The sequence below is a fragment of the Micromonospora peucetia genome, assembly GCF_900091625.1.
Classification (GTDB): Bacteria; Actinomycetota; Actinomycetes; order Mycobacteriales; family Micromonosporaceae; genus Micromonospora; species Micromonospora peucetia.
Genome location: NZ_FMIC01000002.1, coordinates 890,354 through 912,742, shown reverse-complemented (window position 1 = coordinate 912,742; position 22,389 = coordinate 890,354). Strand labels below are relative to the sequence as shown.

16 protein-coding genes are annotated in these 22,389 nt (G+C 72.3%); 11 read left to right on the top strand and 5 right to left on the bottom strand.

From position 1 onward, the window contains the following. Positions 1 to 39: 39 nt before the first annotated feature. From GA0070608_RS04335 to GA0070608_RS04315, 4 genes are all read left to right on the top strand, one after another. Complete coding sequence (locus GA0070608_RS04335; protein ID WP_091622048.1) at positions 40 to 1,770, top strand: HNH endonuclease; 1,731 nt, start codon at positions 40 to 42, stop codon at positions 1,768 to 1,770. A gap of 413 nt (positions 1,771 to 2,183) precedes the next feature. Next, positions 2,184 to 2,840, top strand: coding sequence for an RNA polymerase sigma factor (locus GA0070608_RS04325; protein WP_091622039.1), 657 nt, complete (start codon positions 2,184 to 2,186; stop codon positions 2,838 to 2,840). Continuing rightward, entirely contained in the window at positions 2,837 to 4,963 is a 2,127-nt protein-coding gene (locus GA0070608_RS04320) for a tetratricopeptide repeat protein (protein WP_091622036.1), read from the top strand. Before GA0070608_RS04325 ends, GA0070608_RS04320 begins: the two co-directional genes overlap by 4 nt. A gap of 79 nt (positions 4,964 to 5,042) precedes the next feature. Next, complete coding sequence (locus GA0070608_RS04315) at positions 5,043 to 5,804, top strand: AAC(3) family N-acetyltransferase (RefSeq protein WP_245715685.1); 762 nt, start codon at positions 5,043 to 5,045, stop codon at positions 5,802 to 5,804. Positions 5,805 to 5,925: 121 nt separating this feature from the next. Here the strand turns inward: GA0070608_RS04315 and GA0070608_RS04310 are convergent, their stop codons facing one another. Beyond that, a complete protein-coding gene (locus tag GA0070608_RS04310) occupies positions 5,926 to 9,207 on the bottom strand; it encodes an NACHT domain-containing protein (protein ID WP_141719403.1) in 3,282 nt (1,093 codons plus the stop codon). 313 nt (positions 9,208 to 9,520) lie between these two features. Here GA0070608_RS04310 and GA0070608_RS04305 point away from each other — a divergent pair, with 313 nt between their 5' ends. The 7 genes from GA0070608_RS04305 to GA0070608_RS04275 all read left to right on the top strand — a co-directional run bounded on the left by GA0070608_RS04305 (position 9,521) and on the right by GA0070608_RS04275 (position 18,812). Further along, positions 9,521 to 10,846, top strand: coding sequence for an AAA family ATPase (locus GA0070608_RS04305; protein WP_091622027.1), 1,326 nt, complete (start codon positions 9,521 to 9,523; stop codon positions 10,844 to 10,846). A 170-nt stretch (positions 10,847 to 11,016) separates the two neighbouring features. Then, the gene (locus GA0070608_RS32980) at positions 11,017 to 12,390 is read left to right on the top strand and encodes a M23 family metallopeptidase (RefSeq protein ID WP_091622024.1); all 1,374 of its coding nucleotides are present in this window, start codon (positions 11,017 to 11,019) and stop codon (positions 12,388 to 12,390) included. 371 nt (positions 12,391 to 12,761) lie between these two features. Further along, positions 12,762 to 13,667 (top strand): hypothetical protein, encoded by a 906-nt coding sequence (locus tag GA0070608_RS04295; protein ID WP_091622021.1) that lies wholly within the window; start codon positions 12,762 to 12,764, stop codon positions 13,665 to 13,667. A 354-nt stretch (positions 13,668 to 14,021) separates the two neighbouring features. Further along, on the top strand, positions 14,022 to 14,723 hold the full coding sequence (locus GA0070608_RS04290) for a hypothetical protein (RefSeq protein ID WP_091622018.1): 702 nt from the start codon (positions 14,022 to 14,024) through the stop codon (positions 14,721 to 14,723). Positions 14,724 to 14,739: 16 nt separating this feature from the next. Continuing rightward, positions 14,740 to 15,000, top strand: coding sequence for a hypothetical protein (locus GA0070608_RS04285; RefSeq protein WP_091622015.1), 261 nt, complete (start codon positions 14,740 to 14,742; stop codon positions 14,998 to 15,000). Then, positions 14,997 to 15,398, top strand: a complete 402-nt coding sequence (locus GA0070608_RS04280) for a hypothetical protein (protein WP_091622010.1) — start codon at positions 14,997 to 14,999, stop codon at positions 15,396 to 15,398. Before GA0070608_RS04285 ends, GA0070608_RS04280 begins: the two co-directional genes overlap by 4 nt. A 120-nt stretch (positions 15,399 to 15,518) precedes the next feature. Then, positions 15,519 to 18,812, top strand: a complete 3,294-nt coding sequence (locus GA0070608_RS04275) for an AAA family ATPase (RefSeq protein ID WP_091622007.1) — start codon at positions 15,519 to 15,521, stop codon at positions 18,810 to 18,812. A gap of 68 nt (positions 18,813 to 18,880) precedes the next feature. Here the strand turns inward: GA0070608_RS04275 and GA0070608_RS04270 are convergent, their stop codons facing one another. The 4 genes from GA0070608_RS04270 to GA0070608_RS04255 form a co-directional block, all read right to left on the bottom strand. After that, a complete protein-coding gene (locus GA0070608_RS04270; protein WP_091622004.1) occupies positions 18,881 to 19,732 on the bottom strand; it encodes an ABC transporter permease in 852 nt (283 codons plus the stop codon). After that, positions 19,729 to 20,739 carry an ATP-binding cassette domain-containing protein gene (locus tag GA0070608_RS04265; RefSeq protein WP_091622001.1) on the bottom strand — a complete coding sequence of 337 codons (1,011 nt, stop codon included), beginning with the start codon at positions 20,737 to 20,739 and terminating at the stop codon, positions 19,729 to 19,731. Before GA0070608_RS04265 ends, GA0070608_RS04270 begins: the two co-directional genes overlap by 4 nt. Before the next feature lie 23 nt (positions 20,740 to 20,762). Continuing rightward, positions 20,763 to 21,317 (bottom strand): NADPH-dependent FMN reductase, encoded by a 555-nt coding sequence (locus tag GA0070608_RS04260; protein ID WP_091621998.1) that lies wholly within the window; start codon positions 21,315 to 21,317, stop codon positions 20,763 to 20,765. A gap of 100 nt (positions 21,318 to 21,417) precedes the next feature. After that, positions 21,418 to 22,374 carry a LysR family transcriptional regulator gene (locus GA0070608_RS04255; RefSeq protein WP_091621995.1) on the bottom strand — a complete coding sequence of 319 codons (957 nt, stop codon included), beginning with the start codon at positions 22,372 to 22,374 and terminating at the stop codon, positions 21,418 to 21,420. Between the last annotated feature and the right edge of the window lie 15 nt (positions 22,375 to 22,389).

Sequence of the window (22,389 nt, the reverse complement as noted above, 5' to 3'; positions counted from 1 at the left end):
AGGACCACGCAGAGGCGTCGGCGTCGGTAGCCTCCCGGGATGCCGGACTCCACTCCCGACGGTCTGCTCGCCGTGTTCTCCGACCCACAACCGTTCACCCGGGACACCGTTGCCCAGGCGCCGCTCGCGCCAGGGGCACACGTCGTCATCCTCGACGGCGAGATTGTCTACGTGGGTGAGACCGGGCGGACCCTCCGGGAACGACTCGGGGCCCACCTGCGGGGCAACCGGGGCTCGTCGGTGCTGCACAAGCAGGTCGGTGAGCTGCTCGACCGCGAATTCGGACGGCCGGCGACCACAGCCGAGATCGCCGCGTGGCTTGGCGGGTGCGAGATCAGGTGGCGGGAGACGGATGACCCGAAGGCGCTCAAGGACGCCCTTCTCACCCGGATCGCTCCACCGTTCAACCAGCTGTTGCCGGGGCAGCGGGTCACGTCCACGGGTGCGGCGAGCCGCTTCGAGCGGCTGGCCGACGGCCCGTACTTCGACTCCGTGGTGGCGGCCAACCGGGCCTACCTCGACGCGGTCGTGCCGGACGCGGCGACCATCGAGCGGGAGTACTGGGCGCTTTCCTGCCTGCCTGGCACCAGGACGAACCCGCCCCGACTGTCGGCGGTCTCCATGAAGACGATGGAGACGTTCGTGCTGCACGAGCCGACCGGGCCGGCCGCCGATGCCCGGGCCGAGGGCTTCATGGTCGTCCGCAAGGCGGTGCTCGACCGGCACTGGACGCCAACAGGCTTCCGGGCGGCCCATCCCGCCATCACCAGATGGCCGTCTGACTACGTCGATGCCGGGCCCGACCAGGAGTGCCTTGCCGGTGGCGTCGACGACCTGATCACGGCACTCGGGGACGAAGGCGTCGTTCTCGCCGCCCGTGCCCTCACCGAACCGCTGCTCCGGTCGCGGACCCTGCATGCTCGCGGACACAATCAGCAACTCGCCGATGCGGTGCTCGGCCGGCACGAACCCACCGACTGGATCTACCCCGTGAACGTGGGCGGTAGCCCGAAGGGGGAGGACCGCGACGTCTGGGAGTACTTCCACAGCGACGCGGTGGTCGACTGGCAGTTCTCCGCCGGCTACCACCAGATCGCCGCCGGAGACCGGATCTGGGCGTGCACCACCGAACCACCCGCCCGCCTCGTCGCGGCGGGCGTCGCGTGGGACGACCCGTACCAGTCGACTACCGAAAGCGGGCTGGAGTGGCGGGTGGCGATCCGGTGGAACGCCGAACTGACCCGGCATCTCCGCGAGAGCGGGGAGGACGTGCCCGTGTCCGCCGGGTCGGTGCGTGGTGTGCGGGGGATGAGTGCGACGGAGGTCGACCGACTCGTAGACGCGTTGGAAGCGCGCAGCGCGCCGGAGCCCGAGGCCCTGCCGGAGGGGCGTCGCCGACGGCTCGCGGAGGTCACCGCCCGCCAGGGGCAGGCCGACTTCCGGCGCAGGCTCATCGAGGCGTACGGGCGGCGCTGCGCGATCACCGGCTGCGACACCGAGGCTGCCCTCCAGGCCGCCCACATCTCGCCGTACGACGGACCGGCCACGAACAGGGTGACCAATGGTCTGCTGCTCCGGGCCGACGTGCACAACCTCTTCGACCGCGGCCTGATCTGGATCGACGAGCAACTCCTTGTCCGGGTCAAGGCGGAGGCGGCGCACTACGCGAGCTGGCACGGTGAGGAACTGCGCCTCCCGGCCCGTCCGGCGGACCGTCCGGACGCCGCCGCTCTGCGTGCCCACCGCCGAGAGGCGACCAAGTTGCCGTGAGGCGATGGGCCGGCCTGGTGATCGGCCGAGGTGATCAGCCACGACCGGCCGGCGGTGCCGGTCTGCACGCCGCGCCGGCCCGGCCACTGTCGCCGCAGTGGGGCACACCCCTCAGGTCTGGCTGAATGACGCGACAGCGTCCGCAGCGTTGGCGATTTCCCGGCGGCGGACCAAACGCCGGGAGAGGGTCGCCCGTCAGTAGAGCGTGTTGAATATTCTTCCCCCGAGACACGACACATTGGCGGTGCTGACCGTTCTGAGTGCGGGCACCCTGACCTGGCAGTCGACCGCGCTGATGGCGAGCTTGCTGGCCGTCTGGACCGCGATGGGCCTGCTCGTCGAGTGGCAGGCGCGACAAACCCTGATCACCCTCGCCCGCGCGGCCCCGGCAGGGCTGATCACGATCTGTTCGGATGTTCCTGGCAGGCAGGCTGTTCGGTTGGCTTGGAGTGTCGACTCGGATCAGCGCCGACAGCAGCCAGGGACATGATGTGGGTTCCTCCAGGTCGCGGCCGAAACTCACCAGGGAACAACTCGACGAGATCGAGCACCTCTACCGGCAGGAAGCCGGTGAACTGTACAGATATGCCTGCTCGAACTCGCTGGGCCGGATGTCCGAGAGCTGGGACCTGGTCCAGACGACGTTTCACGAGGCGATCCATGCCTGGCAGAAGGTCGGCCGATACGGCCCCGACGAGCGCAGGAAGTGGCTGCGCCGGGTGCTCAAGAACAAGGCGATCGACCTCTGGAGAAAGCAGAAGGTGGTCGACCTGACCGCCGACGTCTCCCATCCGCACTCCCGATCCGACGACACGGGCGAGCGCGCGGAGTTCGCGATTGCCCTGGCCAGGTGCTGGAAGGTGATCGAACAGATGCCACCGGTACGGCGGAACGTCGCGTCACTGGTCTGGGGCGAGTCGTGGGCCCCCAATCGCGTCGCCGAGCATCTCGGGCTGGCACCGAGCACGGTCCGCGGCCATCTGCTGGAGGCACGTAGGCAACTGAGGGCCAGCGTCGGTCATCTGGTGCCGTTCATCGACGACGAGGAAGAACAGGAGCCTGCTTCATGAGCGACAACGAGGAGCGGATTCCGCTCACGTTCACTGAGATCTACCGGCGCGCCCGTGCCGCCGGGTCCGGGTCGGTCCCGCCCTTCGATCTTCAGCGCGGCCTGGACGACCTGAGGGCGTGGATCGACCGGGAAGTCGACCTCGTCGAGGAACCGGGACGGGACCTGGCCTCTGCTGCGGCGCGGAGCTCGCAGGCGGAGATCCGAGGGCGCCGCGATCTGCTGGAGGAACTGGTGGCATTGGCGCGTCAGCCTGAGGACGGCCCTGCCGTGCTCGTCGGGATGGGCGGTGCGGGGAAGTCCACGCTGGCCGCCGCCCTGGCTGAGCAGGTGCGGAGCTGGGACCGGCAGGTCTGGTGGGTCTCCGCCGCCGACCTGGCCGGGTTCTCCGCGGGCCTCACCAGCGTGGTGCGGGACCTTGGTGGAAGCCGCACCGACGTCGACTCAATCGCCAAGGGGGCAGCTGACGGCCCGGACCGACTCTGGCGCCTGCTGGAAGGTTCGCCGCGCAAATGGCTGCTCGTCATCGACAACGCCGACGATCCCTGGACGCTCGCGGCAGCGGACTCGCCAGCGGGCGTGCAGGACGGCGCGGGTTGGGCGCGCGCGTCGAGGCGTGGCCTGGTCGTGGTGACCAGCCGGGAGAGCGACCAGCGGATGTGGACCGGGGCGCAGCTCTTCACGGTCGGCCAGCTGGGGATGGCCGACGCTGCTCGAGTCCTTCGCGATCTCGCACCGGAGGCGGGTGACGAGACCGACGCCCGGGCTCTGGCACGAAGGCTCGGCGGGCTCCCCCTCGCCCTCCACCTGGCGGGAAGGTACCTGCGCTCCGGGGTCGCGCAGTGGCCCACCTTCGCCGCGTACGACCAGGCCCTCGGCAGCCTGGAGGGGAGCATGGTGGACCGTACCGCCGAACTCTCCCTGGACGGGCTGGCCCGCCACGGCATTCCCCAGGCTAGGGAGTTGATGAGGCTCGCCAGCTGCTATGCGCCCGAGTCGATCCCGACCCGCATCCTGCCCATGACCGGCTTGAGGGAAGCGCTGGACGGGCTGAGGGGTGTGGGCCTGATCCAGGAGAGCCCGGCGTCGATCACGCTTCACCCTGTCGTCACCGACGCCAACCGTGCCCACCTCGAAGGACCGGAGGTCTGGCATTCCGCGATCGCGCATCTGGTGGGTGCGCTGGGGGAGCTCAGTTTCGGCCGACCGGAACACTGGCCCCAGTACCGGCTGCTCGGCCAGCACCTGCTGGCCATGCTCGACACCGCCGCCGATCGAGTGGACCAGGATCATCTTGCCCTGCTCATGGACGTCGCAGCCACGACGGCCAGAGCCCTCATCCACAGCGGCGCAGGCAGAGCGGCCGGCACGCTGTGCCAGATCGCCCTGGCACGCGGCGCGGCGCTGGGCGAGGAGCATCGCGCGGTGCTGCGCGTCAGGCACCAGCTCGCCTGGGCGGTTGCCGACGCGGGGGGTCTGGCTCGGGCGGAGGCCATCTACCAGGACGTTCTCGGCGTTCGGCGGCGTGTGCTGGGCGATCTTGATCCTGACACCCTCGACAGCCGCCACGAGTTCGGGTGGATCGCCGGTCGGCTGGGCCGGTGGGCCGAGGCCGAGCAGCGCTATCGGGACACCCTTCGCGATCGTCTGATCCATACCGCGCCAGACGCGCGGGACACCCTGACGACGCGCCACGAGCTGGCCTATGCGATCGCCCAGCAGGGCCGCTTCGGCGAAGCCCGCCAAGCTTTCGAGGACGTCCTGCGGGATCGGCAGCGGGTCCTTCCCGACAGGGCTCCGCAAACACTCCAGACCCAGCACGCCATCGCGTGGATCACCGCCAAACAGGGCAGTTGGGCGGAGGCCGAGGGACTGTACCGGAACCTCCTCGACCTGCGTCAGGTGCTTGAGGCCGATCATCCCCACGTGCTGCTCACCCTGCACGAACTCGCCTGGACGATCGCGCGCCAGGGCCGCCGGGCCGAGGCGGAGTCCATCTACCGGCGTGTCCTGGAGCGCCGCAGCCGGACCCTGGGCGACGACCACCCCGACACCGAGACGACCCGATGGGCGCTGAGCGAACTTCGGCAGGGCCGGATCGTCGACGCCGTTCATCCCGCCTGACCAAGTGGAGGTTCACGTGATCCTCGGCGATCATTTCAGCACCGCCGTCAATGACCTGCACCTCGCGAATCGCCCAGTCATGCTGCACACATCACTGCGGTCCTTCGGAACGGCGATCGACGGCGGCGCCGACGCACTGCTCGACGCGCTGCTCAAGTGCGGATGCACCGTGATGGCGCCCGCGTTCACGGAGCCACAGTTCGGGCTGCCCGCTCCTCCCGACATGCGTCCGGCGCGCAACGGCCTCGACTACACCGCCCCACCCATGTGGAACACCTGCCGGGAGGACCTTCCCTACCGCATCGACTGCGGGCTGATCAACGACCGACTGGGCGTGCTCCCCGCCGTGCTCATCGGCCGAGTCGGCGCCGTACGTGGCAGGCATCCGCTGAACTCCTTCGCCGCCATCGGTCCGCAGGCAGCCGAGCTGATCGACGCCCAGAGCCCCGACGACGTGTACGGGCCGATCCGCGAGTTGGCCGACCACGACGGCAGGATCCTGCTCGTCGGCGTGGGTCTGGACCGCATGACGGCACTACACCTGGCCGAACAGCGGTCAGGTCGCCGCCTGTTCCGCAGGTGGGCGCGCGACGAGGACGGCAAGGTCCGCATGGTCGAGGTGGGCTCCTGTTCCGAAGGGTTCCCGCAGCTGGAACCACTCCTCGACCCGCTCGCCCGGAGCGTCGTCGTCGGCGCCTCGCACTGGCGCGCCTATCCGGCCCGGCAGGTTCTTGCCGCCGCGACAGCCGCCATCGCCGCCGATCAGGGCATCACCCGCTGCCCTGACGCCGAGTGCATGCTCTGCCGCCACGCGATCGTCGGAGGCCCGGTGGTCTCCTGACGCACACGGCCTGCTGCCCGACCCAACTCCGCCGCGCTGCGCGCCCACCGTCAGAAGGTAGCCCGAACTGCCGTGACACCCACTGGGGACAGCGAAGTCTGGCTGCCGGCCGGACAAGTGCTCACTTGCGCCAGGCGGGGGCCATCCGTTCGGACATCTCGCGCCAGAACGTGCGCAGGTCCTTCCGGTTCACCGCCTGCCAGTCCGCCCGCGCGCCCGGACGGAACCAGTGCCCGACCAGGTCGATCTGGTGGGCGCAGAAGACCTCCTCCATCTGGTAGGGCAGCTCGTCGCCCTTCGGCGGCAGCGGACACAGCCGGAACGGGCAGTCGTCGATGCAGGTGGAGCCCGGCTGGACGTCGTGGGCCTGGCGGCGGCCGAGAGTGACTCGCATGGCGGTGCGGTCGATGGTGAGGCACGGAGGCAGCTCGGGCCGGCTGGCCCGGGTGAGCCGGCTGGCCCGCTCGGTGCTGTTCCGGCCCCGGTCGGCGAGGTTGAGCAGCAGCATCACGTCGGCCAGCAGCCGTTGGGCCCGTGGTTCCAGGACGGCCCAGCCGTGCGAGGCCGGCAGCCAGGAGTCCTGGAGCCGGCGGATGCCGGGCTGTGGGCTGACCGTCCCCACCCGCCCGACGATCTCCCGCTCGTCGATCCAGCAGTGTCGCTCGGGGTGCCGGTCGACGAGCGACTCGACGCACAGGTCCGCGACCTTGCGGACGAGCGGGTGGTCGGTGCCGCTGTGGTGGTACGGGGCGCGGTCACCGCCGCCGGCGATCGAGGCCCAGAAGTCGACCAGCCCGCGCGGGTCCGATCCATGGCCCCGCTCGCGCAGCGTCTCGCCGGGATCGCGGGGCAGGGCCAGCAGGGTCAGCGCCTGGATGAGCACCAGGTGGGAGTACCAGAACCGGGAGTCCCGCAGCGCCTTCTCGGCCTCCTCGATCAGCAGGCTGCGGTGCGCCGGGTAGACCCGGCAGTTCGCCGCGAGGCGGAACCCCTGGGCGAGCGTGAGCTCGTAGACGCGTGCCCCGTCGGTGGCGTCGTTGGCCAGGCGGTGCACCCAGCGTTGCAGGGCCTGGTGGGCCTCGTGCCGCCAGTTCGGTTCGCCGGGGGCGTGCTCGTCGTCGGCGTAGAGGAACAGCGACGGCGTCATCCAGGTCCGTATCTCGTCGAGGCGCTCCTGTCCCGGTGACTCGTCCGCCTTCGGCGGTTCGAAGAGCCGGTCGCGCAGCGCGCGGACGGCCGCGTTGCCGCCGGCGGCGATCTCGCGGGCCGCGGCCAGCCGGGGAAGGTAGGACCCCTCGTCGGCCATCATCAGCAACAGCTGGTCGTACTGCGGGGTGGGCCGCTGCGACCGGAGCCCGGTGGGATCGGGTGGCCGGTCCACGAGCTGCCGGGCGGCGTCGCCGTACCGGTGCACGAGGGCGATCTTGGCGTCTTCGAGCGGGCGGTCGGTGACTGAGCCGTCGCCCTGGTAGTGGCACCAGGCGCTGCGGATGGCGTCGGCCAGTCGCCGGTGCGAGGTGTGCCCGGTGGCGGCGTCCATCTCCAGCGCGGCCGCGAACATCTCCAGCGCCCGGGTGCGGTTGCGGGTGCGCGTCGCCTCGTCGCAGAGCCGCCGTAGGAGATCGACCGACCGGTTCCGGGTGGCCTTCGCGTCCCGGCCTCCCGCAGGCAGTCCCATCTTCTGCCGGACGGCGTCGCCGAGGCGAGGCAGGTTTCCGGGCCGGACGGTCGGCTGCCGTCGCCCGTCCAGTTGCTCGAACGCGCCCGCGCTGCGGGTGTGCAGGGTGAGGGCGGCCAGCAGTTCCCGCCCGGGGCCGTGGTGGTGGGCGAAGGCACGATCGAGGAAGCCGGGGTCGCGCATGGCGGCGGTGAGGAAGCGTGCGCCGAGGTACGCCTGGATCACCCCGTGCTGGAAGCGCACCCCGTCCTGCCGCTTCACCACGATGTTCAGCGCGTCCCCGGTGGTCTCGGCCAGCCCGACGTCCTGCGCGTTGCCGGCGTCGAGCTTGTGCAGCCGGTTGCGCAGCTCGGTCAGGATCCACCGCCGGCCGGCGTCGATGGTGTCGTCACCGCCGGTGAGTTCCGTCGTCCGCACCGACAGCCGGTTGTCGCGCAGTCCGATGCAGGCGAGGGCGGAGAGCACCTCGATCGCGTCGGACCGTTCGACCTGCGGCAGACCGTAGTCCTCGTACAGGTCGCCGGCGACGGTGGCGTCGCACCACTCCTCCAGCAAGCACCACCGCAGCGCGGCCCTGCCCGGGCCCACCGGCTCGACGCGGTCCAGCCGGTCGACCTCGTAGAGCTGCCCGATGACCCGCAGGTAGAACGGCGAGTCCGCGACGTCGGCGGCCTTGACCAGTTCGTTGATGCGGTCCCACCGGTGGCCCGCGTCCGAGCGGCGGCTGCGGGCCCGCACGTATTCGAGGGCGGGGCCCTGGGCGAGCGGCTCCAGTTGTAGCAGCAGCGCGTCCAGCCCACGCAGCGGATCGTCGGGCCGCGAGGCGACCACCAGGGGGAGGCGCTCGCGGACCGCGACCCGGATGGCATCGCGCAGCACGCTGTCCCGGTCGGCGGGTTGGGCGGCGTCGGCGAGGCTCTCCTCCAGCCCGTCGGCGAGCACCACGAGGCGGTTCTCCAGCCAGAGCCTCCGCCAGATCCGGTCGGCCTCGCCCGCGGCACGCAGCCGGGTGTCGATGGTGCGTTCGAACTGTTCGAGGGCGAGCTGGCGGAAGTTCAGCTTCTCCGGGTCGGTGACCGACCGCAGGTCGACTCCGACCGGTACGACGTCGGCGGCCATCAGCATCTCCGCGAGGCGTGCCAGGGTGGCCGTCTTGCCGGTGCCGATACCGCCCACCAGCAGCAGCGGGCGCCGGGTCGCCCGGTCCCGGAGCCGCTGGATCAGCAGCTCGCACAGCTCGTCGCGGCCGACGACGTCACTCGGGTCGAGGCCCCGTTCGGCGCTGGGCAGCACCATCCGGCTGTTGCGCATCACGTTGCGCCGGTACCAGCGGCGGACGGGGATGTACCGCCAGAAGTAGAAGAACGCGAGGCCCAACGCCGCGACCATCAGGGGCTTGACGAAGCCCTCCACCTGCCCGCAGTAGTACGCCCTCGGCTGGTCTCCCGCGCACCACTTCGCCATCGGCAGGAGCCGGGGCTCGGTGCCGAGGACCGTCAGGATCAGGGAGAGAAGGGTCCAGCCGAGGAACGTCCAGGCGGTGGCGACGATCGTCCACCGCAGCCAGCGGCGGTACCGCCACCTCACCCGGTTGCTGGCCCGCTCGTCGGACCGTCGGCGGCGGTCCCGCTCCGTCCGGCGTTCCCGTCGGGTGCGCCACCGGCGCCGGCGCTGGCGTAGCCACAGCTGGGCCGCCCAGACCGGACCACGTTTCGGCCCGCGCACGGACACCCCCATGATCGACATGGCCGGTTACCGGACAGAGGCGCCCCCGCCTCCCCCTCACGTTCACGTTAGTGCCGTTCCCGCAGGCAGTAGCCCGGTTTCGGCATTCCCGTGCGGCCCGGCACGCCCGATGCCGCGCCCGAGACTCCTGACCCTCTACAGTCGACGGTCTCATCGACGCCGACGGTGAGAGGGCTCGACGCGGCGCCGTCCGGATGGCCGGCGACCAACTCGCCCACGTCGAGGGGCTGGCCTTCCTGCGCGGCCTGGCCAGGGCGTAATGTCCCGTAGACCTCGGGGGAAGGTGGAGTCGATGCGTTCCGGGCTGGAGGTGCCGCCGGCGATCGAGGCCGAGCGGGTCATCACCGCCGTGCTGGCCGACCTGCGCTCAGGCGACCATCGCGGTGTGGTGGTCGACTCGCCGCCGGGTGCCGGCAAGTCGACCCTGGTGGTGCGTGCCGCCGTCGAGTTGGCTGCCGCCGGTGAGCCGCTGATCATCATCGCGCAGACCAACGAGCAGGTCGACGACCTCATCGACCGGCTGGCGCGCAAGGCCCCCGAGCTGCGCATCGGCCGGCTCTCCGCCGCCGACTACCGGCCGTCCGAGCGGGTCAGGGACCACGAGACGGTCAGGGTCGCCGCGAAGGTCACCGACCTCGGCGGTCCAGCCGTCATCATCGGTACGGCCGCGAAGTGGGCCATGGTCGCCGAGGGTTCCTGGCCGTGGGCGATCGTCGACGAGGCGTACCAGATGCGCTCGGATGCCCTGCTGCGGGTGGCCGGGCGGTTCGAGCGGGCGTTGTTCGTCGGCGATCCCGGTCAGCTCGACCCGTTCTCCACGGTCGAGACGGGGCGCTGGACGGGCCTGACCTGGGATCCGATGCAGTCGGCGGTGGCGGTGCTGCTGCGGCACAACCCGGAGTTGCCGGTGCACCGGCTCCCCGTGTCGTGGCGGCTGCCCGCCTCGGCGGCGCCGGTGGTGGCGGCGGCGTTCTACCCGTTCACCGGGTTCCGGGCCGGCACCGGTCCGACTGACCGGGCGCTGTGGCTGGGCGAGCCCGGGGTGGGGGATGCCCTGGACCGGGCGGTGGACCTGGCGGCGGCCGGCGGGTGGGCGCTCTACGAGCTGCCGGCGCGGCAGACCCTGCGTACCGATGCCGAGGCCGCCTCGGCCTGCGCGGCGCTGGCGTTGCGGGTGTTGGCGCGGGGGGCGGTCGCCGTCTCCGAGCACGCGCCGCAGGGTGCGCCGGTCACCGCCGACCGGATCGCCGTCGGGGCGGCGCACCGCGACCAGGTCGCGGCCATCCGCGCGCACCTGGGTCCGGCGGGGGCCGGGATCACCGTCGACACCGCCAATCGGCTCCAGGGCCGGGAGTACGACGTGACGATCGTGCTGCACCCGCTGTCGGGGCGGCGGGACGCGACCGCGTTCCACCTGGAGTCGGGGCGGCTCTGCGTGCTGACGTCGCGGCACCGGCAGGCCTGCATCGTGGTGGCGCGCGCCGGGATCGGCGAGCTGCTGGACGCCCATCCGTCGACGGAGACCGTGCATCTGGACGTGCCGGTCAAGTTTCCGGACGGCTGGGAGGCGCACCAGACGATCCTCGCCCTGCTCGCGGGCGCGACGTCGGCCGGCTGACCCGCCGCTCGCCGACCCCTGGAAACCGACCCGCGCCCCGACCCCTGGAAAGCTGTCCCGCGCCTGCCGACCCCTAGAAACCACCCCGCGCCCGCCGGGGCCCTCGCCGGATGTCGATGGCTGATCTAGCATCCATCAACATCAAATTCCGGCTCCGGAGGGAACCCCCTATGACGGGTCTGTTCGCCCGCCTTCGCACCTCGGCCCGCCTGGCGCTCGCCAGCGTCGGTGCCGTACTGCTCGCCGTGCTGGCCACCGTCGCTGTCGTGGCCGCGCCGGCCCAGGCCGCCGGCCCTCGGCCGCACTTCCAGATGCCGGTTCCCTGCGGCGAGACCTGGCGGCTGGCCACCTACTACGGGCACGAAGACTACGACATCGACATGACCTACGCCGGCGGCAGCAATGGGCGGGCGATCCTCGCCTCCTACGGCGGCACTGTCACGTTCGCCGGCTGGGGCAACAGCGGCGGCTGGTATGTGGTGATCGACCACGGCGGCGGCTGGAAGACCTTCTACCTGCACATGATCGAGTCTCCGGCGGTCCGGGCCGGGCAGTGGGTCTCGACCGGGCAGCAGCTCGGCCGGGTCGGCAGCACCGGCAACTCGACCGGCCCGCACCTGCACTACGAGCAGACGCGTGACGGCGTCAAGACCGAGTCGTACTTCAACGGTGTGCCCTCCGGCATCACCTCCGACGGCAGCCCGAACACCGGGCCGCTGTACGTCGCCGGCCCCACCTCGTCGGCCCGGAACCTGACCAGCCAGAACTGCGGGCAGGTCAACAACAACCGCCAGGTGTACGAGTCCGGCAGCCACAACGGCTGGCAGATGCTGCCGGTCAACAGCATCACCGGCTCGGCCACCGCGTCGATGGTCATGGGCACGAACAAGCTGCTCTACACGGTCAACGACGGCCGGGTGTACGAGGCGTCCAGCGACACTGGCTGGCGCAACCTGTGGACCGGTATTTCGGGGGTCAGCAACAACGCCCTCGCCGTGATCAACGTCGACGGCGTCAAGTACGTCTACACGGTGGTCGGGGGCATGGTCCACGAGGCGGCCAGCAACAACGGTTGGCGCAACCTGAACACCGGCATCTCCGGGGTGAGTGGCAACGCGCTCGCGGCGATCAACCTCGACGGCGTCAAGCACGTCTACACGGTGGCCGGGGGCATGGTCCACGAGGCGGCCAGCAACAACGGTTGGCGCAACCTCAACTCCGGCATCTCCGGGGTGAGCGCGAGCGCGTTGGCGGCGATCAACCTCAACGGTGTGAAGATCGTCTACACGGTGGTCGGAGGCTCGGTCCACGAGGCGGCGAGCAACACCGGTTGGCGGAACCTGAACACCGGCATCTCCGGGGTCAGCGCGAGCGCGTTGGCGGCGATCAACCTCAACGGTGTGAAGATCATCTACTCCGTGGCCGGGGGCATGGTCCACGAGGCGGGCAGCAGCACCGGCTGGCGGAACCTCAACTCCGGCGTACGCGGCACGGCCGTCTCGGCCATGAGCCTCAGCGGCGTGAAGATCCTCTACACCGTCTGACGGTCCCGATCGTTCTCAGCGCTCCACAATTCCTGTTCTGATCACGACGTTACCGATCGTCGTAGCCCGACCAGCGGCCCGCCGGCCCACCCGGCCGGCGGGTCCGCCGCTCGTGCCCCGCACGCCCACGGCGACCCCACCGGCGGGTCGGCGGAGCCGGCGGGCATGTGCGGCGACCGGCTGACACTCTCTCGCCCAGGTCGAGCGTCCCGCCCCGGACCAGATCAGTCGACTACTTGACGTAGTCGTTTTGGAGATAATCCCTGGTCACGTGACTACGTAGCGTGCGGATGTCAACCGCAATGCCTCGTACCGGTCACACCCGACACCCGCGGGAGGTCATCGCCGAGGCAGCAGAACAGGAGAGCCCCATGTCAGCTCAGGCAGCAGCCCGCCGCCTCCGACCTCGCGCGTTCACCCTCATCCTCGGCGTCGCCGTGGCGGCCGGAGTGGTCGTCCCCGCCGCTCCCGCGTCGGCCGCCGTCCCCGGCCTCGTCCGGATCGCCGCGACGAGCGCCAGCAACTCGAACGACTTCCGCAGCGTCACGGCGACCTGCCCGGTGGGCAAGGTGCTGACCGGGACGGGCTACGAGCTCAACGGCGTCACCGGCGAGGGCGTCGTCGACGACTTCCGGCCCAACGGCGGCCCGGCCACCGCGCCGACCGCCGTGACCGTCGGGGCGTACGAGGCGGAGGCGTTCGCCGGCAACTGGTCCGTCACCGCGTTCGCGATCTGCGCCAACCCGGTTGCGGGTCTGGTGCGGGTCTCGGCGGCCAGCGTCAGCAACTCGAACGACTTCCGCAGCGTCACGGCGACCTGCCCGGTGGGCAAGGTGCTGACCGGGACGGGCTACGAGCTCAACGGCGTCACCGGCGAGGGCGTCGTCGACGACTTCCGGCCGAACGGTGGCGTGGCAGCCGCGCCGACCTCGGTCCTCGTGGGCGCGTACGAGGCGGAGGCGTTCGCCGGCAACTGGTCCGCGACGGCGTACGCGATCTGCGCCAACTCCCTCGCCGGTCTGGTCCGCAACTCCGCGGTGAGCGCCAGCAACTCGAACGACTTCCGCAGCGTCACGGCGACCTGCCCGGTCGGGAAGGTGCTGACCGGAGCCGGCTACGAGCTGAACGGCGTCACCGGCGAGGCCGCCGTCGACGACTTCCGCCCCAACGGTGGCCCGGCCGCCGCGCCGACCTCCGCCACCTCTGGCGCGTACGAGGAGGACGCGTTCGCCGGTAACTGGAGCAACACGGCGTACGCCATCTGCGCGACGGCGTAGTCACCCGCGCCGGCCGGTGGTGCCGCCCCGACCGGGGAGGGGTCACCGGCCGACCCTGGGCGCCCGCGCCAGTCGCGTCGTGTGTCGCCTCGCGCCCGGCGTCGCCTCGCGCGGCGGCATCTCGCGGCAGCGGCTCACGTGCGGCGGTGGTCTCACCGCCGGGGCAGCTCGACAGCGCGAGGAAGCGGACATTCGACCGGGCGTCGGCAAGAAGGTGGCCGACAGCACAATCGCCGAAATTCCGCCGCCGTCGATCACCGGAATTGATGTCGGCCTACCGATAGAACGACGCCCCTCCTGATCTACCTCGATCGATAGCGTGTCGTGGCACAGGCCGTCCATGAAAGGCGGACCATGAACAATTCCCATACCTCACTGTCCCGGCGCCGGATCCTGCTCGGCGCCGCGGCGGCCTCGGCGGTCACCGTGGCCGGGGCGACCGCCGCACCAGCCACCGCCGCACAGGCCGCACCACCCGTCGGGGGAACGCCCTCGGCTCGACCGGCCCGGCGTCTCGTCGCCCGGGACCGGATCGCCACCGCTCGCCTCGTCGGCGGTACGGCCCACTTCCAGGCCGACTTTCACGAACGCCTCGACGCCTGGCTGGCCTTCTGGTCGGCCAACTCGCCCCGGGTCTGGAGCACCCCTGTGGAGATCGACGGCCGGGTCGCCGCCGACGGCGACGCGTTCACGCTGCACACGATCCGGGTCACCCGCGACGACGAGACGCGGGACGCCTTCGCCGCCGGGCGGTCGGACGCCGCCCACCTGGCCACCCTCGCCAGCCTGCACCACCACTTCCCGTCGGTCCGCGTCGAGGCAGGCGGCGCGCTGCGGGTGGCCGACGGCCCCGCCGGCTGGAGCGGCTCGGCGGATCAGGTCGCGTTCGCGGTCACCGCCTGCCGCGAGCTGTGGGGGCTACGCGCCGCCGACACGACGGACTGGGGGGAGCACGTGAGCCGGGCCGGGCACGCGGCCGACCCCGCCTCCCGCTCCGGCTGGGCGGCGTTCACCAGGGCGAGTCTGCGGCGAGGACTGCGGACCGAATCGTACTGACCATCGGAGGTAGGACATGGCACGCAGTGAATTCCGTTTCGTCGTCGACGGCGTCGAGTTGACCGCCGCACAGCAGAGCCTGATTGCGAGCGAGATACAGAAGGCGGGCCTCAACGCCCTCTCCGTCGCCGGCAGCAAACTGACCAACCCGCTCTCCGTCGGGCACGCCAACATCAAGCTCCGCCCGGAGTGGTACGGCCTGTGGGTCATCGACGGCCCGTTCGCCGAGGAACTCGGTCAGAAGATCAACGACATCGGCTTCTGGATGCAGCGGTGACGGACGCCGCCCACCAGCCGGCCCCGCCGGAGCGGATGTGCCCGAGCACCCCCGCGGCCAACGCCACGGTGTTCCTCGGCATGATCACTCCGGCGGGGCGGGTCGCCTACGTCACGCCGGCGCTCCCGGCCGAGGTCGCCCTCGCCCAGGCCGGCGCGGACACCCCGGTCGAGTCCCGGTACCGGCTCGCCGGTCCGTGTGTCACCGCGAAGTGCGGCTTCTGGACCGGCGCACACTGTGGCCTCGGCGAACGGATGGCAGCCTCCTTCCAGGAGGTCGCCGGTCCGGCGGAGGACGACCTGCCGCGCTGCGCGATCCGGCGGACCTGCCGGTGGTACGCCGAGCAGGGTCGCGCCGCCTGCGCCGCCTGCTCCCACGTGGTCACCGACGCCCGCTGACGCCCGGGTCGTACCGCCGCCTGATGTCGTAACCGATTCACCTCGACAGCGCCGACGGCGCTCGCCACCGGCGGGCGCCATCGGTGCGATGTCCCACCGTTCCGCTACCGTCTGGGCGTCATGGATCCGCGGTACGACGAGGACGTCATCGGGCGGGAGCATCCCGCGGGTCTGCTGCGCGCCGAGGTGGACCGGGCGACCGCCAGCCACGGCGGCCTGATCCTGGTCGCCGGGGAGCCCGGCATCGGCAAGACGACCCTGGTCACGGCGGCGGCCGGCGAGGCCCGCCAACGGGGTGCGCTGGTGCTCGGCGCCGCCTGCTGGGATTCCGACAGCGCGCCCGGCTACTGGCCGTGGGTCCAGGTGTTGCGCGGCCTGCGCCGGTCGGCCGCCGACTGGGCGCTGGCCCGGGAGACCGCCGAGCCGGCCCTCGCGACCCTGCTCGGTGAAGCGACCGGCGACGACCGCGCGGACCAGGAGGAGTTCGCGCTCCACGACGCGGTGACCACCGCGTTGGTCGCGGTGTCCCAGCGCCGACCGGTCGTGGTGGTGCTCGACGACCTGCACTGGGCCGATCCCGCCTCGATGCGGCTGCTGCGGTTCGTCGCCCAGCACACCTGGTTCGAGCGGCTGCTGCTGATCGGCACCTACCGTGACGCCGAGGTCGAGTCTCCCGACCACCCGCTGCGCCGGCTGCTGATGCCGTTGGTGGCGAAGGCGACCACGCTCACCCTCACCGGGCTGTCCCGCGACGAGGTGGCGGCGCTGATGGCCCGCACTGCCGGCCGGGCACCCGACGCCGGTCTCGTCGACGAGGTGCACCGGCGCACCGGTGGCAACCCGTTCTTCGTGGAGCAGACCGCCCGGATCTGGCGTGCCGACGGCCGGGTCGGCACGATCCCCCCGGGCGTACGGGAGGCGGTGCGCCGTCGCCTCGCCCAGTTGCCGGTGCCGGTCGTCGAGGCGCTCACCGCCGCCGCCGTGCTGGGCCGGGAGTTCCACCGCCCGGTTCTCGCCGCCTGCGCGGGCACGCCGGCGGCGCAGGCAGACCGGCTCCTCGACCGGGCGGTGACCGCCCGGCTCGTGGTGTCCCGCGGCGGCGGCCGGTTCGCCTTCGTCCACGACCTCGTCCGGGAGACCCTCTACGACGCGCTGCCCGACGACGACCGGCGCTTCCGGCACGCCGCGGTCGTCCGGGCCGTCGACGGTTCGCCGGCGCTCACCGAGCGACTGATCCCCGCCGACCTGGCCCGGCACGCCCATCTCGCGGGCGCCCACCTCGACCCGTCGCACGCCGCCGACCTGCTGGTCGCCGCAGCCCGGGACGCGGGCGGCCGGCTGGCCGTGGACGAGTCGGTCGGCCACTACCGCCGGGCGCTGGAGGTCGCCGTCGACCCGGCCCAGCGCGTGAAGATCATGATCGAGCTGGGTCAACTGCTGCACCACGTGGGCGCGGGCACCGAGGCCCGGCGGCTGCTCGCCGAGGCCGCCGCGCTGGCCGTGGCGGTCGACGATCCGGTGGTGCTGGCCCATGTCGCCCTCGTCGTCCACCGCCGCCACGAGGACGGCCCCGGGCGCGTCGTCGATCCGGAGGGCGTGCTGCGGGAGGCGTACCAGCGGTTGACCGGCGAGGCGGCGGGCGTCGTCCCGGTCAGCACGCTGGTCACCGACCTGATCGCCGCCACCGAGTCCCTCGCCCGGCGCGGCCACGACGACGAGGCGCTCACCTTCAGCCTGTGGGCTCGCCACGACACCACCTGGGGGCTCGGTTCGGCCCGCGACCGGGCCGCGATCACGGCCGAGATCCGGGAGGTGGCACGTCGCGGCGGTGACCGGGAGACCGGGATGTGGGCGACCGCGCTGCGCTGGGTCGCGCTGCTGGAGTTGGGCGACCCCCGCTACCGCGACGAGCTGACCACCTTCGTCACCTGGGCCGGCCAGGGCGACGCCCGGCACCGGTCCGCCGCCACCATGGACGACGCCATCGTCGCGGCGTTCCGTGGCGACTTCGCCAGGGCCGACGAACTGTTCGGCGAGCTGACCGCCCTCAGCGAGTGGGACCGCTCCGACTTCGTCTTCATGGGCCACCACACGCGCTGGTCCCGGCTGGAGTTGCAGGGCCGGTTCGACGAGGCCGACGCCCTGCTCGACGGGCTGAGCCCGACCGGATATCCCTACCCGGAGCTGGTCCGGGGCATCACCGCGGTCGAGCGCGGCGACGTCGAGGCGGCCGTCCGGCTGACCACCGACATCGAGGCTGCCGGCACGACGTACGCGGGATCGGTGTCGCCGCTGTGGCTGCGGCTGCGCGCCGAGGTCGCTGCCGCGAGCCGCGACCCCCGGCGCTGCGCCGAGGCCCGGGAGGCGCTGCGACCGCACCGCGGGCAGTGGATGTCCGCGCTGTTCGGCTGCGACCTCAGCGGCCCCGTCGACTACTGGCTGGCCCTCGTCGACGCCGCGCAGGAACGCTGGGACGACGCGGTGGCCAGGTTCTCCGCCGCCCGAGACTCCGCCGACCTGCTGGGCGCCCGCCCGTGGTCGGTCCTGGCCCGAGCCGCGCTGGTCGACGCGTTGACCGGGCGGGACCGCCCCGGTGACGCGACGGCCGCCGCCGCGCTGCGCGCCACCACCACGCGCGACGCCGCCGACCTCGGCATGCGCCAGGTGACCCGTCGCCTGACCGGCGTGTCACCGACAGCGGCCGACGCGCCGCCCGCCGACCGACCCCGGGCCGTCGCCACGACCCCCGGTCCGGCTCCAGCGCGGTCCGTCACCGCCGGCCCGCACGCCTCGCCGCCGGTCGCCGCCAGTCCGCACACTTCGCAGGCGGTCGCCGACGGGCCCGTCGTGGGGCAGCGGCCTGCGCAGGCGTACGAATTCCGCCGTGACGGGCCGGTCTGGCAGGTCGCCTACGCCGGCGTGGTGGCGCATCTGCCCGACGCGAAGGGCCTGCGCGACCTGCACGTGCTGCTGAGCCGGCCGGGCGTCGACGTCCCGGCGGTCGAGTTGCTCGACCCGGCCGCCGGGCCGGAACTCGTCGCGGCCCGCCGGATGGGCGGCGATCCGGTCCTCGACGACGAGGCGAAGGCCCGCTACCGGCGGCACCTGGAGCGGCTCGACGACGAGATCGACCGGGCCGCCGAGCGCGGCGACGAGCGGAGGATGGCCGGCCTCGACGCCGAGCGCGGCGCCCTGCTCGCCGAGTTGCGCGCCGCCGCCGGGCTGGCCGGCCGCAGCCGCCGCCTCGGTGACGAGGCCGAGCGGGCCCGCAAGACGGTGACCGCGCGCATCCGGGACGTGTTGCGCAAGCTCGACCAGCGCCACCCGGCGCTCGCCGCCCACCTGCGCGACACCGTCTCCACCGGCGGCACCTGCCGCTATCTCTCGCCCGATCCGCTGCCCTGGCGCCTGTAGCGACCTGAGGCAGGGACGGCGAACGGACGCCGCCACCCTCCGGTGGCGGCGCCCGTCGCGTGGGTTGGTCAGCGGCGGTTGTAGCGGTACATCGTCAGGGTGCCGAAGACCACCACGAAGCCGGCGCTCCACAGCAGCGTCCACATCGTGGCCGACGCGTCCGACCCGCCCGACATCACCGCGCGTACCGAGGCCACCAGCTGCGAGATCGGGTTGACGTTGACGAACGCCTGGAGCCAGCCGGGCATGGTCGCGGGGTCGACGAACACGTTGCTCAGGAAGGTCAGCGGGAAGAGCACCATCATGCTCACGCCCATCACGGACTTCTCGCTGCGCAGGATGAGGCCGAAGAACGTCCAGACCCAGGAGAACGCGAACGAGAAGACCACCAGTAGGCCGATCCCGGCCAGCACGCCGGGCAGCCCGCCGTCGGGCCGGAACCCCAGCACCAGCCCGACGCCGAGGATGACCACGGCCGCCAGCACGTAGCGCAGCACGTCGCCGAAGATCATGCCGACCAGTGGGGCCGGCCGCCACACCGGCAGGGTCCGGAACCGGTCGAAGACACCCTTCTCGATGTCGGTGTTCAGCCCGACCCCGGTGTACATGGTGATCATCACGACGCTCGTGACCATGATGCCGGGCAGGAAGAACTGGAGGTAGTCGCGCGGGCTGTCGGCGAGGGCACCGCCGAACAGGTACGTGAACATCAGCACCATGATGATCGGGAACGCCGTCACGTCGAACAGTTGCTCCGGCACGTGCTTGATCTTCAGCAGGGCCCGCCAGCCGAACGTGAGCGACGCTGTCACCGCGTTCGGCCCGGGCGGTCGCGAGCCGGGCGCGAGGACGGTCGACAGCGCCTCCGCCGACGGTACGTAGACGGACGGGGCCCGCCCGGTCGTGGTGGCGTTGCTCATCGGGCTGCCTCCAGCTCGTCGTCCCGCTCGTCGGTTGCGACGGCGGGGTGGTCGGTCAGGGCCAGGAAGACCTCGTCCAGGCTCGGCTGGCCGAGGGAGAAGTCGTCGACGACGATGCCGGCGCGGGCCAGGTCGCCGAGCGCCTGGGCGGCCTGCTCGCTGGCGTCGAGGTCGTTGCCGTCCCCGCCGACCCGGGCGGTCAGCGCGACCGGATCGGCTTCGAGCTGCACCGGCACGCCCAGCGCCGCCCGGAGCAGCCGCTCGGCCTCGGGCCGCTGCCCCGCGTCGCGCAGCCGCAGGTGGACGGTGCCAGCGCCGACCGAGGACTTCAGCTCGCCCGGGGTGCCCTCCGCGATCACCCGGCCGTGGTCCACCACCGCGATGCGGCCGGCGAGCTGGTCGGCCTCGTCGAGGTACTGCGTGGTCAGCAGCACGGTCGTGCCGTGCGCCACGACGGCCCGGACGATCTCCCACACCTGGTTGCGGCTGCGCGGGTCCAGCCCTGTCGTCGGCTCGTCGAGGAACAGCAGGTCGGGCGTGTTGAGAATGCTCGCCGCGATGTCGATGCGCCGCCGCATGCCGCCCGAGTACTTCTTGACCTGCCGGTCGCCCGCATCGGTCAGGCCGAACGCGGTGAGCATGCTCTCCGCCCGGTCTCGGGCGGCCGGCTTGCCGTGCCCGAGCAGGCGGGCGAGGAGCACCAGGTTCTCCCGCCCGGTCAGGTCCTCGTCCACCGAGGCGTACTGGCCGGTCAGGCTCATCCGGGCGCGTACGGCGTCGGCCTCCTTGACGACGTCGTGCCCGAAGACCCGGGCCCGCCCGCCGTCGGGGCGCAGTAGCGTCGCCAGCACCCGTACCGCTGTGGTCTTGCCGGCGCCGTTCGGGCCGAGCAGCCCGTAGACGGTGCCGGCGGGCACCTGGAGATCCATGCCGGCGAGCGCCCGGGTGTCCCCGAACGACCGGGTCAGACCCTCGGCCTCGATTGCCAGGCCGGTACTGCGTTTCATTGTCCCTACCCTTCTCATGTTCCTCAGGAGACGTACGGGCGTGTGGCGCGGCCGTCGCGCAGGGTCAGGCCCCACCAACGGAGCTGGTCGAGCAGGACATCGGCGTCCCGCTCCAACCGGTCCGCCGCCGGGGGCGACGGCTCGCCGTCGAGCAGGTCGACACCGACGGTGTCGCGCATCGTGACCGCGTGCAGCGCGGTGAAGACCGTCCGGAGCTGCTCGACCGCGTGCAAACCGATGGAACCGCACCCGTACGACACGAAGCCGACCGGTTTGGCCTGCCACTCGTCGTACGCGTGGTCGATCGCCTGTTTCAACGAGCCCGGGAAGCTGTGGTTGTACTCGGGGGTGACCACGACGAACGCCTCGGCCAGGCCGACCCGCGCGACGAACGACCGCACGGCCGGCGTCGGCTCGGACGGACAGCTGGCGAGGAAGTCGTGGTCGGCGAGGTCGACGACCGTCACCGCCAGCTCGTCGTGTCGCCGCGCCCGGTCGACGAACCAGCGGCCGATCCGGTCGCCCGTGCGTCCCTCCCGGGTGCTGCCGATGATCACGGCGAGGCGCAGCGGCGTCATGGTTCCCCTCCCGGCTCCGGTCCCACCCTTCAGGCGCGAGACGGCGGCCAGCGCCCGCCAGATCAGAACTGGCGGAGCATTCCCGTCGGTGATCCCGGACTCAGGCCGGCTCGTCGAAGAGCACCGGCCAGGGGCGGGGCGCCGGCCCGGGCGGCGGCGCCGGCGGCTCCGACCCGTCGGCCAGCACCTCCGCCGCGAGCTGCCCGAACATCGGCGCGGCCGGGTGCGCCCCCCGCCGCGGCCAGGCCGCCGAGGTGCGCCTGACCAGCGGGGATCCGGCGATCGGCCGCCAGGCGATCCGGGGTTCCCGGCGGGCTGTCGCCGCCGGCTCGACGGCGACCCCGCCGCCGGCCAGCACCAGCCCGAAGAGGAACTCCGGGTTGCGGGCCGGACGGACCCGCCCCGGCGCGAACCCGTGCCGGCGGCAGACCTCCAGCAGGTGGTCGTGCCAGCCGGGCGCGGTGGCCCGGGGCGCGGTCACCAGGTCCAGGCCGGCCAGCGCCGCCAGCTCGACCTCCCGGCCCCGCGCGAGCGGCGAGGCGCGCGGCAGCAGCACCCCCAGCGGTACGTCGACTGCGGCGCCGAGGCGCAGCCCGTCGTCGGTGACGGGGTGGTGCAGCAGGCCGACGTCCAGCCGCCCCTCGGTCAGCATCCGCTCCTGCTCGCCGCTGGTCAGCTCGTGCAGGTCCACGTCGAGCCCGGGCGCGCGGTCGGCCAGCCGGTCGAGCAGCTCGCGCAGGGTCACGGCGGGCGTCTCCGGCGGCACCCCGGCCCGGAGCACCCCGGACACCCCCTCGCGTACCTGCCGCATCAGGTTGCGCAGCCGGCCCTCCCCGGCGAGCAGTTCCTCGGCCTCGCCGAGCAGCAACTGCCCTGCGGTGGTCAGCCGCACCTGCCGCCGGGAGCGGTCGAACAGCTCCACCGCCAGCTCCCGCTCCAGGCGCTGCACCGACTGGCTCAGCGGCGGCTGGGCCATGCCGAGCAGCTCGGCGGCCCGCCCGAAGTGCAGCTCGTGGGCGACCACCACGAAGTGCCGCAGGTGTCGGAGCAGGTCCACGGCCGGACCCTACGC

Coding starts and splice junctions, on each gene's coding strand:
- GA0070608_RS04335 (WP_091622048.1), top strand. CDS start 40: ATGCCGGACTCCACTCCCGACGGTCTGCTCGCCGTGTTCTCCGACCCA.
- GA0070608_RS04325 (WP_091622039.1), top strand. CDS start 2,184: ATGTTCCTGGCAGGCAGGCTGTTCGGTTGGCTTGGAGTGTCGACTCGG.
- GA0070608_RS04320 (WP_091622036.1), top strand. CDS start 2,837: ATGAGCGACAACGAGGAGCGGATTCCGCTCACGTTCACTGAGATCTAC.
- GA0070608_RS04315 (WP_245715685.1), top strand. CDS start 5,043: ATGCTGCACACATCACTGCGGTCCTTCGGAACGGCGATCGACGGCGGC.
- GA0070608_RS04305 (WP_091622027.1), top strand. CDS start 9,521: ATGCGTTCCGGGCTGGAGGTGCCGCCGGCGATCGAGGCCGAGCGGGTC.
- GA0070608_RS32980 (WP_091622024.1), top strand. CDS start 11,017: ATGACGGGTCTGTTCGCCCGCCTTCGCACCTCGGCCCGCCTGGCGCTC.
- GA0070608_RS04295 (WP_091622021.1), top strand. CDS start 12,762: ATGTCAGCTCAGGCAGCAGCCCGCCGCCTCCGACCTCGCGCGTTCACC.
- GA0070608_RS04290 (WP_091622018.1), top strand. CDS start 14,022: ATGAACAATTCCCATACCTCACTGTCCCGGCGCCGGATCCTGCTCGGC.
- GA0070608_RS04285 (WP_091622015.1), top strand. CDS start 14,740: ATGGCACGCAGTGAATTCCGTTTCGTCGTCGACGGCGTCGAGTTGACC.
- GA0070608_RS04275 (WP_091622007.1), top strand. CDS start 15,519: ATGGATCCGCGGTACGACGAGGACGTCATCGGGCGGGAGCATCCCGCG.
- GA0070608_RS04270 (WP_091622004.1), bottom strand. CDS start 19,732: ATGAGCAACGCCACCACGACCGGGCGGGCCCCGTCCGTCTACGTACCG.
- GA0070608_RS04265 (WP_091622001.1), bottom strand. CDS start 20,739: ATGAAACGCAGTACCGGCCTGGCAATCGAGGCCGAGGGTCTGACCCGG.
- GA0070608_RS04260 (WP_091621998.1), bottom strand. CDS start 21,317: ATGACGCCGCTGCGCCTCGCCGTGATCATCGGCAGCACCCGGGAGGGA.